The sequence below is a fragment of the Psychrobacter sp. AOP7-A1-24 genome (assembly GCF_052376235.1).
GTDB lineage: Bacteria > Pseudomonadota > Gammaproteobacteria > Pseudomonadales > Moraxellaceae > Psychrobacter.
In genome coordinates, this window is the sequence record NZ_JBQSVM010000112.1 from 1 (window position 1) to 615 (window position 615).

Annotated in this window: 1 protein-coding gene; it reads right to left on the minus strand. The window is 42.0% G+C overall.

Going from position 1 to position 615, the window contains the following annotated elements; genetic code table 11:
* Positions 1-96: 96 nt before the first annotated feature.
* A partial coding sequence (locus ACT3QQ_RS13945) for a hypothetical protein (RefSeq protein ID WP_444528433.1) occupies positions 97-615 on the minus strand: 519 nt, incomplete at its 5' end.

Here is a 615-nt window from a genome sequence, read left to right on the forward strand (position 1 = left end):
ATAAATTTTTTTGTGGATAAGTAAAAAATCATCACTTAAACAACGTATCTTGCCTAAGCAAATTTTTCCTCAGTAGCGGTTTTTTTGAGGACTAGATTAAGGACTAAATCCTCGCCTAGGTGTATTAGTTCTACTCACTTGATACTGATAGGTCTCTAAACCACCCTGTAGTGCTCTGTGTTGGCTTTCAGACAGCTCTTTGCCATATTGCTCAGTAAACGTCTCTAAAGTGGCTTTAAGAGCCTCTGAGTAGGTTTTACGCTGGGTTGTTGGTAAGGAGTTGACATCACGCAATGCAAGTTTGAGTTGCTCACAGGTTTCATTTAAGGTATCTGCTAAATGTTCTTTGGCAAGCCCTCTTGCCTCAGTTGGGTAGTTATCCTGATTGATGTAATCCGTTAATTCTTCTATATAGCTGAACGATGACATGGTGTCCCGAGTCATTCTCCCTACCTCTCCTGCGCTACCGCCCAGCTCGTCGATGTTACTGGTATTCAATGCCGCTCGTTTTTGATCGATATTGTCTCTGAAATCTGTAAAATGCTGAATCAGTGCCAGATACTGCTCACGTTCAGCGTTAGGATCACGCAACAGCTTGATGATGGATTTGTTGTT